Origin of the sequence: Streptomyces tsukubensis, assembly GCF_003932715.1 — a bacterium.
Lineage (GTDB): Bacteria > Actinomycetota > Actinomycetes > Streptomycetales > Streptomycetaceae > Streptomyces > Streptomyces tsukubensis.
Map to the genome: position 1 here is coordinate 5,755,749 of NZ_CP020700.1, position 14,836 is coordinate 5,770,584.

The window sequence follows — 14,836 nt, forward strand, 5'->3', positions numbered from 1 at the left end:
TTACACCAGCGGCACCAGTGCTCTCCAGGACCGAGCCAGCTCATCTTGGACCTCGGCCAGTGCCTCCGCGCGGATCCGTGCTTCTCGGAGTCGGGTCTCGCAAGCACGAGACGCTTCGAGGGGGTCGCTGGGGAGGGTGGCCCGTAGGAGGAGCTTGCACTCGGCCAGCGTGTCCCCGGCCGGGGTACCGGCGGGAAGCTCGTGCAGGAGATCGGCGGCGGAGGACTCGCGGACGTCCCACTCGCCGTTCGCGTGGCGGGTGGAGCGGATGACGGTCCCGGCGTCCGGGTCCAGGACGAGGTAGCAGTCGTCCCCGCCGAGCAGGGTACCCAGCAGCGGGAGGGGGACGGCGTGGGGCCCGGCCAGCTCGACGGCCTCGGCCGGGGTGGCGGTGAGACGGCGCACGGTCTGCCCGGAGAGCACGGGCGGCAGGTTCGGCCAGGGCACGGAGGGCCGCTCCGGGGTGCGGTCGGTCGGCTGCCCGGTCACTGTGGTGGCGTCCTCGTCGGTTCCGGCCCAGGTGATGATCACGGTGCGGGCGCCGGGCAGGGAGGCCGGGAAGAGGACGTGGCTGATGACCTCAATGGGCTGGTGGCCCATGGAGGGCAGGACCATCTTGAACAGGTGGCCGTCGCGGGACTCGGAGACGGCGGCGATGTCGGTGTCCCAGAACCGGCCGCAGACGAGGTCGGCCTTCACGTCCGTGATCAGCTTCGACAGCTCGGCGTCGTGCGGGTACTGGGCGCTGGCGAAGCGCAGCAGCTTGACGTACTCGGTTGCGTGGTGCTGCCAGTCGACGTACTGGAAGCGGGCCTCGTCGCTGAGCATCGCCCAGCGGATCAGGTTCGCGCCGGGCTCCTTCACCCAGGGCCACAGGGCGGCCATGGCGGCGTTGTAGCCGATGATGTTCCACACCCGGTCGGTCAGATACGCCGGGTTCGGGAGCTGCTGGTCGAGCATCATCTGGAGGTCGCGCCGCACGGTCGCGTCGCCGAAGCTGTCCGGGATCGTGGTCAGGGCGCCGTCCATGAGCGCCAGCACCAGGGCCTGGTGCTCGTCCCGGCCCAGCAGCAGCACCTTCGCCAGGGAGTCCAGGACCGCCTTGTCGATCTTGGGCCGGGCGCCGTTCTCCAGGTTCTGGTACCAGCCCCGGCTCCGCCCGATGGCCGTGGCGACATCCACCTGCGACAGTGGCCCGCCCAGCCCGAGCTTCTCCCCGGCGACGGCCCGCCAGGCACGCAGCAGACCGGGGTGCCCGAGGAGCTGTCCGGGGGACAGCGGCTCGGAGCCGGTGTCCGTGCGGGGCGCGAAGGCGCCGTCGACCATGGGGTCCTCCAGGGGGTGTGGGGGCATTTCCGGTGCCCGGGATGTCCGGGCGCACGAAAAAGGGCGGGAGCACTTGTGGTGCCCCCGCCCTACGTGTCAGTAACCAGAGTAAAGGATGCGCAAAGCGATCATGAATTGAACGCCCCGGGGGTTGACTGACGCACTCACTTCCTGCTTTGTTCGGCGTTGAACTATTACTCCCGATGGCCGGGTGACGATCTTGTTGATTGCGGGTCGTACCGGACACTCGTATGACTTATTCGAGGGCGTGCCCAGATTTTTGGCACGCCCATTTTTCTGTGCACGCCCACTCTGTGGCGACCTCGCCGAATTACTCGGCCCTGAAGTACCTCGGAACGCTACGCGGGTAAACCTGCCAACAGGCAAGGGAATTGATGTTACCGGCGGGTTCCGGAATGACTCTTATGACTTGCAGGCAGGGGTGATTCCGCCGGTTTCATAGGGCGTTGACGGGAGGATGGCGCCCGGTTTAAAACCAAAGGGCCCGGTGATCGACGGGGCAGTCAGCAGACCGGGAGGGTGAAGTAAATGAGGCGTGGCGTCGTTCCCTGGACACGACCGCCGGCCCCCTGCCCGGACGCCCCGGTGCTGGCCACAGCCCGGCCCCGCGCCTGCCCGCGCACCGGGCCGCCGCCGGACCCCTTCCGCTGACACCCCGCCGCAAGGGGGAATCCGGACCGGTCCCGCACATCGCGGCGAACGAGGCTTCCCAGAAGGCGTGGACCCGACCGGAGGGCCTGTTTGGTCGCATCCTCCAGACGCAGATGTCGTGTTGGCGTCGATGTCCCCCAACCCCCTGCGTGCGCTGGAGTGTTGGACGGGGTGTGCATATGTTGTTGGTCCCGGCAACGACAGCCGGACAGAACACGCGAGAAGAAGGGGGATGAGGTGAACGACCCACCGCCACAAGCCGGGGAAACGGAAACGGCGCCCAGGAGTTAGCCGCTCCCGAGCGCCGCCACCACCCCGAAGGGTGCACACAACCGAAGCGGGACGGCCGACCTTTTCGACGAGAAAGGCCGCCCCGCTCCACCTACAAGTAGGGAATTCTTGCATGCCCGCGCACCAGAACGGAAGGGCCACCACCCCGGCCCCCGACCGGAGCCTCCGGCTCGCCCGCGCCATCGCCGCGATGATCCCCGGAGCCGCCACCGCCCGCGTCTCCCAGTGCGACCCCGCCCAGGTCTGGCCCAGCCCTCACCTCCGCGCCTACGACGCCCACGGCCGCCTCCTCACCGTTACCCGGGCGAAGGGGCTGACCGCCGCCCGCTGGATCATCCGCGCCCACCCCGACGTCGACTGGGCCGAGGCCCACGACCTCGACCTCACCACCGGCACCCTGCGCCCCGCCGCGAAGGCGTACGCCACCGCCGGGGGGCGCTGACCATGCCGCGCATCCGCACCATCAAGCCCGAGGCGTTCCGCTCCGAGTCCCTCGCCGCGGTCTCCCTCTCCGCCGAGCGCACCTTCCTCGGCCTCCTGACCGAGGCCGACGACCACGGGCGCTTCCGTGACCAGCCCGCCGTCCTCGCCGGAGCCCTCTGGTCCTACCGCCCCGGCCACGGCGCCCTCGGCGTCGAGGACGACCTCACCCAGCTCGCCGCCCACAACCTCGTCTGCCGCTACACGGTCCACGAGGACGGCGAGAACCGCCGGTACGCGCACATCGTGACCTGGCGCAAGCACCAGAGGATCAACCGGCCCTCCGGGGTCCGGACCCCGCCCTGCCCCCACCACGAGACCCCGGCCGCCCCCGCCGCACCGCCCGTGACCACGGTCGTGCCGGAGCCGGCAGTGAGGGCTCACGGAGCCTTCACGGAGGATGCGGTGAGGACTCACGGAGGGCTCACTGAGTGCTCAGTGAGCCCTCACGGAGCCCTCACGCAATCCGCAGCACATGACAAAACCGCAGGTCAAGCGGCACTCAGTGAGCCCTCGCTGAGTACTCACGGAGGACTCAGTGAGCCCTCAGTGAGCCCTCACGGTCCGGATCTAGGACCTAGGAACAGGGACCTAGGAACTACTGTGTGGGGCGCCAGCGCCCCCGCACCGCAGGCTCCCCCGGCGAAGCAGCTCATCACCGAGTACGCCGCCGCCTGCACCCACACACCCCCGAGCAAGGTCCTCGACCACCTGGAGCGGGAGACCGCCCGGCTGCTGGCCGAGGGCATCGACCCCGACCACGTCCGCGCCGGGCTCGCCCGCCACCGGGTCAAAGCCCTCCACCCCAGCACCCTGCCGAGCCTGGTCCACGAGGCCATGAACGCCCAGGGCGGCTTGGACCGGCCGGGCTTCCCGGCTACCGTGCCCGCACGCCGCGCCTGGGCGAACCCCGCCGACCCTGCCGCCGCCTACGCCGAGGAGCTGTGATGCGCGACCGCAACGCCCAGCCCCAGCCCGTCGGCGGCCTCGCCCGCCGCCTCGCCCACATCCTCACCACCCGGGGCATCGACCCCACCAGCACCCCGCAGGGCGGCCCGGAGCCGGTCCCGGCCCTGCTCGCCGCCGAGTCCCGGATCCCCGCCCGATACCGGGGTGCCACGGCGGACCACCCGGCGGTCGCCGCCTGGGTCCGCGACATCGCCGAGGCGGGACGGCCCGGTCCGGGCGGTGCGCCGGGGATCGCGCAGGGCCGGTCGCTGCTGATCGCCGGAACGACGGGCACGGGCAAGACCCACCAGGCGTACGGCGCCGTCCGCAGCCTCATCTCCGCCGGGGTCCGGCTGCGGTGGAAGGCGGTCACCGCCGCCGACCTCTACGCCGACCTCCGGCCCCGCCCCGGGCACGACGGCGAGCGCGAACTCCGGGATCTCGCCCGCTGCCCGCTACTGATCATCGATGACCTCGGGGCCGCGAAGTACTCGGAGTGGACCGAGGAGATCACCATGCGGCTGATGAACCGCCGCTACAACGAACTCCTCCCGACCCTGGTCACCACCAACCTCGGCATGGCCGACCTCCGCGCCCACATCGGCGACCGCGTCGCCTCCCGGCTGACCGAGATGGCCGACAAGGTCATCCTCGACGGCCCCGACCGCAGACGCACCCACCGGCACCCCGCCGCAGCAGCCTGACCCACCTGCCACCACCGGACCCTGCCCACCACGGGCCCGCCTTCACCGACCCCGGACGAGCACACCCCTGCCCCGGGATCCTCTGGAGACCACGCATGCACAGCGCCACCACCCACGAGCCGCGCACCCTCGGCGACCACACCTGGCAGAACCAGGCCGCCTGCCACACCCGCCTCGGCACCGACCCCGAGATGTTCTTCCCCGAGCCCGACGAGATCGACCGCATCCGCGCCGCCAAGACCCTGTGCGCCCAGTGCCCGGTCCGCCGGACCTGCCTGGACGCCGCGCTGGAGAACGGCGACCGCGACGGTATCCGGGGCGGCCTCACCGAGGAGGAACGCGACGCTCTCCACAGCAAGCTCCCCCAGCGCCTCGACTACGCCCGGATCAACGCCACCCTCGCCGGCGGCGACGTCCACCTCAGCCGCGCCGAGCGCCGCGCCGTCGCCCGCGACGCCTACCGGGCCGGGATACCCGCCGACCAGCTCGCCCGCCTGCTGAAGGTCACCGTCGAGCACGCCAAGAAGCTCTACCGCCACGCCGCCCGCGAGATCAGCCACCGCAACACCCAGGCCGTCAAAACCGCCAAGGGAACCAAGAAGACCAGCGACACCAGGACGACCCCGGTCACCCCGGTGAGGACCCCGGCCCGCGCCGACCTCGGGACGGCCGCGTGACCACCCCGGCGCCGATACCGGCGCACGCCACCACCGCGTGGGACAAGGCCGCCGTCGTCACCCTCGGTGCCGCCGCCTGCGCCCTCTCCTACGACGCCCTCCAGCAGATGGCCGCCTCCATCCACATCCGGGGCGCCCTGACCTACCTCTTCCCCCTGATCATCGACGGGTTCATCGCCTACGGCGTCCGCGGACTCCTCGTCCTGCGCACCGCCCCGTTCACCGCCCGCCTCTACACCTGGGCCCTCTTCGGCACCGCCTCGGCGGTCAGCATCTGGGCCAACGCCCTCCACGCCGTCCGCCTCAACCAGCAGGGCCCACCGGGGGCCGGGCTGAAGCTCGGCGACCTCACGGTCGGGGTGCTTTCCACGGTGGCCCCGCTCGCCCTTGCCGGAGCCGTCCACCTCTACATCCTCATCGCCCGCCGCACGGAACCCACCGACCGGCCCGGTCACTCCGGACAGCCGGATACCCCGACTGTCCGCACCGACCGGATCATGACCGACTGCCCCGGAGTGACCGACCGGCCGGAGAGCGGCCGGGCAGAACTGACCGGCAGCAGTGACCGGGACCGTCCGGAACTGACCGGCCCGCCGGACACCGACCGGCCGGCCCCGGTCACCGGACACCCGGCGGCCGAACTGACCGCGCCCGCACCCTCCGCCCCGGACACCCCGTCGGTCACCCCGGCCCCGGTCACCCTCCCTGACCCGGAGCCCGAGCACACCGGCCGCGACGAGGCCGCACCGTCCGGGGAACCTGACAGCAGACCCGCCCCGGACACCGCACCGACCGGACTGACCGGCCCGGAGGGCGAGGACGAACTCCTCCCGATCGCCCGCGCGGCGGTCACCCGGGCGGACAAGGTCACCCGCCAGATCGTCGCGGACGCCATCCGGGGCCAGGGCATCCCGCTGGCCAATGACCGGCTGACCGCCCTGGTCACCCAGCTCCGCGACGAGAACCGGCCGACCCGCCCCGGCCACCGGCCGGCCCCGGTCACCGCGACCGGCTGACCAACCTCCCCACGGGGTGACCGGGCCGGACACCGACCGGCCCGGTCACCCCACCCCCGGACACCCGGACACCCAACCCCGAGCCCACCCGCTCCTGCTCGTACCGGAGGCCCTCGTGCGCACCACCCCGGTCACCCCGGCCGAAGCTGACGCCTGGATCACCACCCTCCACCGCCATGGACACCTCCACCACGCCGAACGCGGCCCGGACGGGACCTGGACCGTCCGCCGGACAGCTGACAGCCGGCCGTGGACCCTGCACCACCCGGCCCTCGCCCTCGACTACGCCGCCGAGATTCTCCGGGACCTCCGGCGAACCGCCCCGGAGCCTCGACGATGACCCGACCCGAACCCGCCGACCCCACCACCGCCGTGTGCGGCGGCGACTGCCCGGCACGAGGCCGAGCAAGCTGTAGCGTCCGAAACTCCTCCGCAGCCACGGGCAGCGGAGGAGTTTCGGACGCGCATGCCCCCACCCCGGACGGGGCGGGGGAACCCTCCCGGCACCAGGGGGTGCCGGGAGGGGAGGCTGCGACCGGGGGCGGACCGCAGCCAGGCCAGGACAACCCGTCGCCGCAGCAGCGTCGCCAGCGTCCGCGCCTGCGCCAGACCGTGCAGCGCGACCACGTCCGCAGCGTCCGCCTCACCGCCGACGAACTCGCCAACGTCCAGCAGGCCGCCCGCACGGTCGGGCTGACCACCGCCGGGTTTCTCGCCGACGCCGCCGTCGCTCTCGCCCGCAGCCACGGTGACGCCCGCGTCTGGCTGACCGACCAGCGGGCCCTGGTCGCAGAGCTGATGACCGCCGCTGCCCAGCTCGCCCGTGCCGGGAACAACCTCAACCAGGTGGCGCGGATCCTGAACTCCGGCGGTCACAGCGACGGCGTCGACCGGGCCGTCGAGCGGGTACTGCGGGCGGCGGTCCGGGTGGAGGCCGCCGCGGTCGAGATCGCCCGGCGGCGGTGACCGTGGTTCCGGACATCTCCACCGGCAGCCGTACGTACGGCCTGCTCGCCTACCTCTACGGCCCCGGCCGCCGAGACGAACACCAAGATCCCCACATCGTCGCCGCCTGGGAACCCCTCCTCGCGCCCGACCCGGGCCGGGACCCGGCGGCCACGCTCAAGCAGTTGACCGACCGGCTCGACCTCCCCGTCCTCGCCCTCCCCGCCGGCCGCCGTCCGGCCCGGCACGTCTGGCACTGCCCCGTCCGCACCGCCCCCGGCGACCGCCTTCTGTCGGATGCCGAGTGGGGCGAGGTCGCCCGCCGCATCGTCCACGCCACCGGCATCGCCGAAGCCGGTGACGACCAGGCGTGCCGGTGGATCGCCGTCCGCCACGCACCGGATCACATCCACATCGCTGCCACCCTCAAACGCCAGGACGGCCGCAGCCCCCGCCATCACCAGGACGCCATCCGTGCCCAGGCCGAATGCCGACGGATCGAAGCCGACTTCGGCCTTCAGCGGCTCAACTCCGGTGACCAGACGGCCGCTCAGCGCCCGACCAGCGCCGAGCGCTCCAAGGCGGAGCGCGCCGGGCGGGCCGAGCCGTCGCGTGAGACCCTCCGCGAAGTTGTCCGCCAGGCCCTGGCCGGAGCCGCGGACGAAGGCGAGTTCTTCGCCCGGCTCACCGCCGCCGGCCTGCGCGTCGAGAAGCGGATCGCGCCGTCCGGGGACACCCTCGGCTACAAGGTCGCCCTCCCCGCCGACCGCAACCGGGCGGGCGAACCGGTCTGGTTCTCCGGCTCCAAACTCGCCCCCGACCTCTCCCTCCCCAAGATCCGCCAGCGCCTGGAAGCCGGAGCCCTAGACACGGAGGAGGAGCCCCGGCCACGCCCGGCCACCGCCCGCCGCGACGCCGTCGTCCCCGCCGTACGGGCCGCCGCCGTCCTCGACCAGGACGACGACGGCAAGGTCGTCGGCCAGCTCGTCGGCACCGGAGAACTCCTCGACGCCCTCGCCAAGACGGCCCCCGCCACCACCCGCCGGGAGCTGTCCCAGGCGGCCCGCGCCTTCGAACGCGCCACCCGCACCCACGAACGCGCAGCCCGAGCCGACCACCGCGCCCTCCGCTCCGCCGCCCGCGGAGTCCTGCGCGCCGGAGACGCGCTCGGACGGGGCGAGGACGGCGGCACCACCGCCATGGTCCTGTCCACCCTCGTCCTCGTCACCCTCGCCGCCGCCCGCTGGCACTCAGCCCACGGCCACACCCAACAAGCAGCCGCCGCACGACAAGCCGCCCAACACCTCCGAACCGCCTACCAGACCACCGCCGCCCAGCCCTTGAAGGCAATGCGCCACCACGCCCAACGGCTGCCCGGCCCCGTACGCGACCAGCACAGCATCACGGTGACCGCGGTCCTGCCCGAGTACGCCGACCGGCTCCGGCAGGAGACCGGCTGGGACGCCCTGATCGCCACCCTCGACCACGCCCAGGCAGCCGGCCACGACCCCACCACCCTCCTCAAGACCGTGGTCGAACAGCGCGAACTCGACACCGCCGACAACGTCAACGATGTCCTCATCTGGCGCATCCGCCACACCACCGGCCTCCCCACCTCGCCGAAGCCGACCACGACCCCCCGCCCGGCCCGCACCCGCGCCCCGAAGCCCACCGAGGCCCCCGCCCGCACCATCCCGACCCCGCCTGGTCAGCGACGGCCACGCCGCTGACCAGCACAAACCCCTGGACTCCCACCAGCCCTACTGCTATGGCTCGAAGAGAGCCCCGGAGGAGAACCGTGATCCACGACAACACCGACCAGCAGCCCAGAACCACCACCCAGCCCGCCCCCACACCTGATTCCCTGGTCCCCGTGCCGGCCCCGGGCGACGACCCGCTCCGCCGCCTCCAGGAGGAGATCCGCCCCGACGGCGTCCGTATCCGTATCCGCAGCGTTGACCACCCCGAGGAACTCTTCATCACGGGCCTCGTCGTCATCTGCCCCAACTGCTCGGCCCGGCGCGACTGGATGGTCATCTGTGACGGCAACCGCATCGACATCCGCTGCCGGTGTGCCCATCAGTGGCATGAGCCCGAACTCAGCCGCGCCGACTTCGAGGTCATGACTGGCGGCAACACCACCGGCCCGGTCTACCCGAGTTTGGAGGACGCCGCCCGCGCCACCGGCTTCGACAGCACCTTCACCGGCATGTACCTGAACGAACGGCGCCCGCAGGGATGAAGGGGTGGGCTGCGGCTCCGGGCACCGCTGCCAGAGCGGCGTGCCCGGAGCGGGCGGATCTGCTGTCAGTGGCCACCAGTAGTCTCTTAGTGTGACAGTCCACTCACATTCCGAGATGACAGGGCGCCTTATCCGAGAAGCCGCTCCCGATCCCCTGATAGCCGCAGTCCTGGGTGAGATCACCTGGAACGACCACGCGGACGCCCTCTTGTGGATGGCAGAAGGACGGCTCGCCGCCCGGCTCGCGGACGACTGGACATCCCATCAGGCCGATGTCGATGCCGACATCGCCAACTGCCAGGAGAACCTGCAAAGTCTGCTCCGTGGGCGGAACCAGGAGACGGTCCGGAGAGACCGGTTCTATGAGGAATCGGCCCGGGAGGACGCTCTCAACCTCCTGCAGCGCGAGGCACAGGCCGCCCTGAAACAGTGCGAGGCGTTACAGGACACCATTGCGCACGACTTTGGCCGCCGTACGCGGGATCGTGTTCTGGGGACGGCATCGTCGGGTGACACAGTCACGAAGCTCGACAGCCGACTGGGCGCCGAACGCATGAAGCTCGTTCAGATCCGGGATGAGTACGAGCGGACCATGAGCGCGCTATCCGAACGGGAAAGCCGGAACCAGGCATTCATCGCCAGCGGGAACGCCACAGCGATGGAGACCATCAAGGGGTTTGGCCACCGAAGGTTCGAGCTGTTCGTCGCCTCCCTGCTCGAACGGGACGGGTACACCATCGAGCGACGCCACGGTGGCCCTGGAGATGAGGGCGCAGACGTCATCGCCACCGACAAACTCGGTGCCAGGGTTGTGGTTCAGTGCAAGCACACATCAGCATCAATGGCCAAGAACGTCATCGGAGCGGATGATGTACACAAGTTCAACGGAACAGCCCGCCCGGAACACCGGGCAACGCTGGCCGTGATGATGACGAACGGCTGGGCCACCGACCGCGCCCGCACATTCGCCGGCAGGCACGACATCATCATCATCGAAAGCAGCGCGCTCCAGCGCTTGGCGGAGTACGGGGAGAGTATCCGCGAGCGGATCGCTCCTATCAGGGAAAACGCGTCATAGAGCCAGACGCCACGACGACGAGGCCGCCCGGAAGATCCGAGCGGCCTCATCGTGGGGTGATGCGGTCAGAGGGTGGCGAGTGCCTTGGTGGCGACACGGAGTGCGGCGTGGAGGGAGAGGGCTTCGTAGACGGTGGGGTGGACGGTGGTGCTCCAGTCGCCCCGGAGGCCGGGCCAGGTGGCGAGGGTGACGTCCATGGTGTTGAGACCGAGGTGGGCGCTGACGTCCATGCCGCCCGAGGAACTCGGGGTCCAGGTGAGGAGGAGGGCGCCGGGGCCGAGGAGGTCGCGGCGGCCGGTGGGGGTGGGGTGCCAGGTGGCGCGGAGGATGTCGCCGGGGTGTGGGGAGACCTCGCGGACGAGGGCTCCCCGGTAACCGTCCGGCACGGGGCGGCGGGTGACCTCGCGCAGGGGGAAGAGGCCGGTGGCGGGCGGGGTCATGCGTCGGCCCAGTCGAGTTCGGCGGCGACGGTCGGCGGGAGGTAGTGGTCCTGGCCGTCCTCGGCGATGTAGACGGCGGGGCCGTCCAGGCCGGTGCCCTCGATGACCCGGCCGATGCTGTGGCCGTACGGCCAGTCGGGGTTGACGGCGAGGAAGACGGGGAGAGCGGGGTTCAGCGTCTGGAGCTGGTGGACGAGCTGGGCGACGGTCAGCGGCTTCGACAGGACGGGGACCTCCGGTTCGGAGACGGGCAGGGGGGCGGGTCAGCGGGCGGCGGCGCGGTGGCGGCGGCCCATCTCGGCGGCGTAGCCCTTGGTCGCCGAGGCCGCGCTGGACCAGCTCCCGCAGGCGCAGATGGCGAAGAACACATTGCGGCCGGGGCAGCCTTCGGTGAGAGGTCTGTTGCTGGTCGTGTACTTGTGGTCGGGCGGACAGACGGTGCTGTCCGGGTGGTACGCGTTCACGGTGACCTTGTGGGACACGGGACTCCTTCGGCGGGGGTCGGTGGGGCGGGTCAGGAGCAGTGGGCGCACAGGGCACTGGGGGTGGCGATGAGCCCGGCCAGGAACCCGGCGACGGCCTGCGGAGGGATCCCGGAGGGGAAGGTCTGCTGCCAGACCGGGGCACCGTCCAGGTCAAGGGCGCGGATGTGCCAGAGGTCGCCGTGGCGGGCGGCGGGGGCTTCGGGGAGGAACCCGACGTACATCGCGCCGTCCGGGCTGGTGCAGTGGACGTTGGCGTCCGGGTCGGTGATCCGGGTCCAGCCGTGAGCTTCGAGGAGGGCGAGGACGGGGCCCGCGCAGTCGCAGCCCGTCGGCCACTCCCGGGTGTCCGGGGTGTGGAGCGGGTGGAGCTTGGCGGGGCGGGGAAGAGCGAGGGCGGAGTACGTCACGGGTACGGGTATCCCTTCGTTGACCTGCGGTTTTTCCCGACGCCCGTACTTGAACATGGGTCCGGAGACGTGTTCCAGTCCGTTCGGGCGGGTGGGTGTCTGCCGTGGGCGAATCCCGCCCCGGACAGGCCGGCGGAGGGAAGGAAGGTGCCGCCCGCGGACGCTGTCCACGAGCGGCACCATCAGGCAGAAGCAGCACAACGGGGAGGCGGAAGGGTGAACAGGGACGAGGCCCGGGAGTACGAGGAGCTGGCCGACGACGTCCAGGCGGCGTCGGAGGCGCGGGCGCGGATGGCGGACGGCCGCCGGATCGAGATGACCGTCGGGGAACTCGCCGACCTCGTCCGCCCGGGGACCGGCCGCCGGTGCCCCGGCCGGGATCACCGCCTGCGTGTTCACCACTGACGGTGCCGGGGCGGCGGGTACGGGGGTGGTGGTGCGGGCGCGGGCGGCTTCGGCGCGGGGCTGGATGGTCGCCGAGCGGTCGAGGTCGCGGGTGAGGTGGTCGGCGAGCCGGTTTTTGGGGTGGGCGTCGATGACGGCGCAGAGGGCGCGGACGCGGGCGTGGGCCTCGGCGTGGGCGGTGCGGAGCTGGGAGGCGGCGGAGGTGACGGCGTCCAGCTCGTGGAGGAGGGGAACGTGCCCGGGGCGGGTGAGGTGGTGGAGCCGCTCCTGGTGACTGCTGATCTCGGCGTCGGAGAAGACGAGGCTCTGCCGGATGCGCAGCACGGTGAGCAGGGTGGGGTCGGTGGTGCGGCCTTCGAGCCGAAGGGTCTGGAGGGTGTCGACGGGCCGCTGCCAGGCGGCCTCGATGACGGTATCGGCGGTGGCCAGAGCGGTGGGCTGGGACAACGGACGGGGTCCTTCCGGGGGTGGGACTGCGGTCAGCGGCCGGGTGAACGGGGCGGCGGGCCCTGGGGGCGCGGGGTGAAGGGGAGGACGTTCGGTCCGGCCGGATGCCGGGGCCGGGTGGTGTCCCGGGCCGGGGAGACGGCGGTCGCCACCACACTCCGTACAGAAGTCCGGGCGGGGTCGGCGTAGCGGTCGGCGACCCGCTGGACGAGCCGCCGCTGGTAGTCCAGGGGCAGGGACTCGATGCGCTCGACGGCCCGGGACAGCTCCGGGGTGAACAGGGCCAGATCGCCGTGGCCGGCCTCCCGGGTCACGGCCCGGACGGTTTCGGCCTCGATCATCGGGGCCCAGGCGTAGTCGAGTTCGGCCATGTCGCAGACGTGCTGGGCGCCGCCGTGGAGCGCGTCGGAGAAGGGCAGGCCGTCCTCCATGACCGTGGGCAGGGAGTCCAGGAGGGTCTGGGTCGCGCGGCGCAGGCGTTCGGTCAGCTCGGGGTCGGTCGCCCAGGCCACCGGCTGGAACGGGATCGGCGGACCACCGGACGGCGGGGACGGGGTGTCCATGGCGGATCGGCCTGGTCAGCGGTGCCGGGCCGTTGCGGCGGCCGGGAGCGCGGTCGTTGTCCGGTACACGAGGGCCGGTGAGGGGATCACCGTCTTGGCCACGGTCGAGCGGGAGCGGGCGACCGCCGCGCGCTGGATGTCCAGCGGGCTGGGGACCGGCGGCTTGACCGGCGTGATGCGGGCCGCCGCCCGGTTGCGCTCGGGGAGATGGTCCTTGTAGCGGGCGACGGGGGTGGGGTCGGAGAGCCGGGTCATGGTGGCCGTGATCAGGTGGGTCGGGGTGTTCGTGGTGAAGGTGCCGAGCCACTCGGAGGAGTAGCCGGAGGCGCCGCCGCCGACGGTCCATTTCGACCGTTGGTCGCTGATCTCCTCGTGGTGGTCCAGCCGCCCGTTGATGCGGGTGACCAGGGCGAGCCGGTCGGGCGGCTGGCTGACGCTGAGGTAGGGCCCGTGGTCGACGCGCCAGCCCGCCTCGGCCAGAGGACGCAGGGGCTCCGCCTGGGCGGAGTCGAGGCGTCCGTGGATGGCGGCGTTGCTGCCGTGGGCGTGGTCTTCGGCGAGGGCGGTGGTGAACGCGGCGACCACCTCAACCGGGGTGTAGTGGTCGAAGGTGGCCAGCCACCGGGGCGGGGCGAACGGCTGCTCGTGGCCGGTGATCCGCCACAGGCAGTCGTCCTCGCCCTCAGGCAGCCACCCGACGCGTATCCGCTGGTCGGGCGAGGAGAGATAGATGTTGGCGAGGTCGTCGTCTAGGCGGTTGAACCCGGCATCGAGCAGGGGAACAAGAGCCGGGTCACCGGTGTAGGTAGACCCGGCGAGGTAGACCGGGGAGACGAAGACGTCTCCGTCGATCTCTTCAGCAGCGGGCATGGCGGGGGCTCCGTTCCTCGGGGGCGGGTTGGTCAGCGGGTGCGGGGCGGGCGGGAGATCGCGGTGACGGCGGCCGGCACCAAGGGCTGGGCCGCGGGCGGGTGCGAGAACAGCCCCGGGACCGCCGCCGTGGAGGGGGCGCGCTGGACGGCGACGGCCGCCCACTCGCTGCTCGCGGCCTGCGGCCGGACGAGGACCGGCCGGGCCGGAGCCGTCCCCGGGTCTGCGGAGGCGGGGGGCCAGGAGGCGAGGGCCGTGTACGTGTCGCCGAGCTGTTCGGCCGCCGGGCTCACCCCGTACCGGGCACCCCGTCCTGGGGAGTCCCGGAGGATCAGTCCATCCCGCTCCAGGCACGCGAGACGTTGGTACGCCGAACTGGGCTGCAGCCCGGTCGACTCGACCACCTCCGGGTACGTGAGCGGGCCGTGCTGGTCCAGTGCGGCGAGGGTGGCGGTGGTCCCGGCGGGGCGGAGCCGGGCGAGGACGTCCTCGGCGCGTTCCGCGTCGGCGGTGACCGTGGTGAAGTTCTGGCGGTGCCAGTCGGCGAGAGCGCGGTGCACCGGCTCGGTTGCCAGCCCGGCGGCCGTGATCCCGTATGTTCCGTGGCCGAGCCGCTGCACGAGCCCCTGGTTGTGCATGCGGTTGAGGATCTGGATCGTCGTCGGGTAGCTGTTCCACGGCATGGCCGCCCCGATCTCCGCCGCCCGCATCGACTCCTGCCGGCGCAGGGTCTGCAGGGTCCAGGTGGTCCAGCGGGGAGTGAGCACGGTCAGGGTGTGGTTGATGGATTCGGTCCGCCCGGCGAGGGCGGTACGCAGGGTGGGCACAGGGGACCTCCGT

At 72.0% G+C, this 14,836-nt stretch carries 17 protein-coding genes; 10 read left to right on the top strand and 7 right to left on the bottom strand.

The genetic code is table 11. The features are described from left to right. Complete coding sequence (locus tag B7R87_RS23865) at positions 1-1,353, bottom strand: helix-turn-helix transcriptional regulator (RefSeq protein ID WP_233168914.1); 1,353 nt, start codon at positions 1,351-1,353, stop codon at positions 1-3. Positions 1,354-2,401: 1,048 nt separating this feature from the next. Between B7R87_RS23865 and B7R87_RS23870 the strand changes: the two genes are divergently transcribed. From B7R87_RS23870 to B7R87_RS23915, 10 genes are all read left to right on the top strand, one after another. After that, positions 2,402-2,731, top strand: a complete 330-nt coding sequence (locus tag B7R87_RS23870; RefSeq protein ID WP_006346479.1) for a hypothetical protein — start codon at positions 2,402-2,404, stop codon at positions 2,729-2,731. Between the two features lie 2 nt (positions 2,732-2,733). Then, the gene (locus B7R87_RS23875; RefSeq protein ID WP_006346478.1) at positions 2,734-3,717 is read left to right on the top strand and encodes a hypothetical protein; all 984 of its coding nucleotides are present in this window, start codon (positions 2,734-2,736) and stop codon (positions 3,715-3,717) included. Continuing rightward, complete coding sequence (locus B7R87_RS23880; RefSeq protein ID WP_006346477.1) at positions 3,717-4,421, top strand: ATP-binding protein; 705 nt, start codon at positions 3,717-3,719, stop codon at positions 4,419-4,421. The genes B7R87_RS23875 and B7R87_RS23880 overlap by 1 nt, the downstream gene beginning before the upstream one ends. A 95-nt stretch (positions 4,422-4,516) precedes the next feature. Further along, on the top strand, positions 4,517-5,098 hold the full coding sequence (locus B7R87_RS23885; RefSeq protein ID WP_006346476.1) for a WhiB family transcriptional regulator: 582 nt from the start codon (positions 4,517-4,519) through the stop codon (positions 5,096-5,098). After that, the gene (locus B7R87_RS23890) at positions 5,095-6,114 is read left to right on the top strand and encodes a DUF2637 domain-containing protein (RefSeq protein ID WP_006346475.1); all 1,020 of its coding nucleotides are present in this window, start codon (positions 5,095-5,097) and stop codon (positions 6,112-6,114) included. The genes B7R87_RS23885 and B7R87_RS23890 overlap by 4 nt, the downstream gene beginning before the upstream one ends. 115 nt (positions 6,115-6,229) lie before the next feature. Further along, on the top strand, positions 6,230-6,454 hold the full coding sequence (locus B7R87_RS23895; protein ID WP_040914111.1) for a hypothetical protein: 225 nt from the start codon (positions 6,230-6,232) through the stop codon (positions 6,452-6,454). A 272-nt stretch (positions 6,455-6,726) separates the two neighbouring features. Further along, on the top strand, positions 6,727-7,080 hold the full coding sequence (locus tag B7R87_RS33740; RefSeq protein ID WP_006346473.1) for a plasmid mobilization protein: 354 nt from the start codon (positions 6,727-6,729) through the stop codon (positions 7,078-7,080). Positions 7,081-7,082: 2 nt separating this feature from the next. Next, positions 7,083-8,789, top strand: coding sequence for a mobilization protein (locus tag B7R87_RS23905; RefSeq protein WP_040914109.1), 1,707 nt, complete (start codon positions 7,083-7,085; stop codon positions 8,787-8,789). A 68-nt stretch (positions 8,790-8,857) separates the two neighbouring features. Then, positions 8,858-9,301, top strand: coding sequence for a hypothetical protein (locus B7R87_RS23910; RefSeq protein ID WP_006346471.1), 444 nt, complete (start codon positions 8,858-8,860; stop codon positions 9,299-9,301). 91 nt (positions 9,302-9,392) lie between these two features. Next, on the top strand, positions 9,393-10,379 hold the full coding sequence (locus tag B7R87_RS23915) for a restriction endonuclease (RefSeq protein WP_052704608.1): 987 nt from the start codon (positions 9,393-9,395) through the stop codon (positions 10,377-10,379). A gap of 65 nt (positions 10,380-10,444) precedes the next feature. On the opposite strand, the gene B7R87_RS23920 is transcribed toward B7R87_RS23915, so the two are convergent. From B7R87_RS23920 to B7R87_RS23955, 6 genes are all read right to left on the bottom strand, one after another. Next, entirely contained in the window at positions 10,445-10,819 is a 375-nt protein-coding gene (locus tag B7R87_RS23920; protein WP_006346469.1) for a hypothetical protein, read from the bottom strand. A 263-nt stretch (positions 10,820-11,082) separates the two neighbouring features. After that, positions 11,083-11,301, bottom strand: coding sequence for a hypothetical protein (locus tag B7R87_RS23925; protein ID WP_006346467.1), 219 nt, complete (start codon positions 11,299-11,301; stop codon positions 11,083-11,085). Between the two features lie 32 nt (positions 11,302-11,333). After that, positions 11,334-12,563: a DUF317 domain-containing protein gene (locus B7R87_RS33745; RefSeq protein ID WP_006346466.1), complete on the bottom strand. Its 1,230-nt coding sequence runs from the start codon at positions 12,561-12,563 to the stop codon at positions 11,334-11,336. A 32-nt stretch (positions 12,564-12,595) separates the two neighbouring features. Further along, entirely contained in the window at positions 12,596-13,126 is a 531-nt protein-coding gene (locus tag B7R87_RS23945) for a hypothetical protein (RefSeq protein ID WP_006346465.1), read from the bottom strand. 15 nt (positions 13,127-13,141) lie between these two features. Next, positions 13,142-13,996 (bottom strand): DUF317 domain-containing protein, encoded by an 855-nt coding sequence (locus tag B7R87_RS23950; protein WP_006346464.1) that lies wholly within the window; start codon positions 13,994-13,996, stop codon positions 13,142-13,144. A gap of 32 nt (positions 13,997-14,028) precedes the next feature. Then, on the bottom strand, positions 14,029-14,823 hold the full coding sequence (locus tag B7R87_RS23955) for a winged helix-turn-helix domain-containing protein (protein ID WP_006346463.1): 795 nt from the start codon (positions 14,821-14,823) through the stop codon (positions 14,029-14,031). Positions 14,824-14,836: the final 13 nt, after the last annotated feature.

Coding starts and splice junctions, on each gene's coding strand:
- B7R87_RS23865 (WP_233168914.1), bottom strand. CDS start 1,353: ATGCCCCCACACCCCCTGGAGGACCCCATGGTCGACGGCGCCTTCGCG.
- B7R87_RS23875 (WP_006346478.1), top strand. CDS start 2,734: ATGCCGCGCATCCGCACCATCAAGCCCGAGGCGTTCCGCTCCGAGTCC.
- B7R87_RS23920 (WP_006346469.1), bottom strand. CDS start 10,819: ATGACCCCGCCCGCCACCGGCCTCTTCCCCCTGCGCGAGGTCACCCGC.
- B7R87_RS23880 (WP_006346477.1), top strand. CDS start 3,717: ATGCGCGACCGCAACGCCCAGCCCCAGCCCGTCGGCGGCCTCGCCCGC.
- B7R87_RS23885 (WP_006346476.1), top strand. CDS start 4,517: ATGCACAGCGCCACCACCCACGAGCCGCGCACCCTCGGCGACCACACC.
- B7R87_RS23870 (WP_006346479.1), top strand. CDS start 2,402: ATGCCCGCGCACCAGAACGGAAGGGCCACCACCCCGGCCCCCGACCGG.
- B7R87_RS23950 (WP_006346464.1), bottom strand. CDS start 13,996: ATGCCCGCTGCTGAAGAGATCGACGGAGACGTCTTCGTCTCCCCGGTC.
- B7R87_RS23945 (WP_006346465.1), bottom strand. CDS start 13,126: ATGGACACCCCGTCCCCGCCGTCCGGTGGTCCGCCGATCCCGTTCCAG.